The sequence below is a fragment of the Herbidospora yilanensis genome, from assembly GCF_001570565.1.
In the GTDB taxonomy this organism is placed as follows: domain Bacteria; phylum Actinomycetota; class Actinomycetes; order Streptosporangiales; family Streptosporangiaceae; genus Herbidospora; species Herbidospora yilanensis.
The window spans coordinates 1-581 of record NZ_BBXE01000011.1; the positions used below are offsets into that span (position 1 = coordinate 1).

1 protein-coding gene is annotated in these 581 nt (G+C 71.4%); it reads right to left on the reverse strand.

The features are described from left to right. The coding region (locus tag AW273_RS00060) for a hypothetical protein (protein WP_232326994.1) at nucleotides 1–474 on the reverse strand (474 nt) is incomplete at its 3' end. Between the last annotated feature and the right edge of the window lie 107 nt (nucleotides 475–581).

Here is a 581-nt window from a genome sequence, read left to right on the forward strand (position 1 = left end):
GGCGGCCAGGCCGATGAGGACGACGGCGTAGACGATGTGGTCGTCCATGAAGGGGTTGGTCTGGAGCGGCAGTTCGGCGCCCCACATCATGACCATCATCAGGGTGCCCGCGCCGGCGGCGACGCGGAGGCCGATGCCGGCGATCAGGGCGGCGCCGATGCCCAGGAGGCCGAGCATGAACAGGCAGTCGACCAGGGCGTTCCCGGCCAGGGCGGTGTAGAACCCGCCGAGGGGGCCGTCCGCGGCGCCCTTCAGGAAGCCGGTGGTCGGGCTGCCGCCGTTGATCCACGCCTTGGCGGCCGGCGTGGCGAAGCCGAGGCCGAACAGCTTGTCGGCGAAGGCCCACAGGAAGATCCAGCCGAGGGCGATCCGGGCGACGGCCCAGACCCGGTCTGCCAGGCGCGGGGCCGGGGTGGCCGCCTGGGGGGCGAAGGGGGTCGTGTGGAGGATGCGGCGTCCGTGCGTGGTGGCCATCGTCGGCCCCTTTCCGGGGATTCTCGGTCGCTTCGGGATGCCTCAATGACAACGTTTTCCGGGGGCCGTGCTCAGGGCTGGAAGACTCCCCGCCGTGGTCCTGAAGA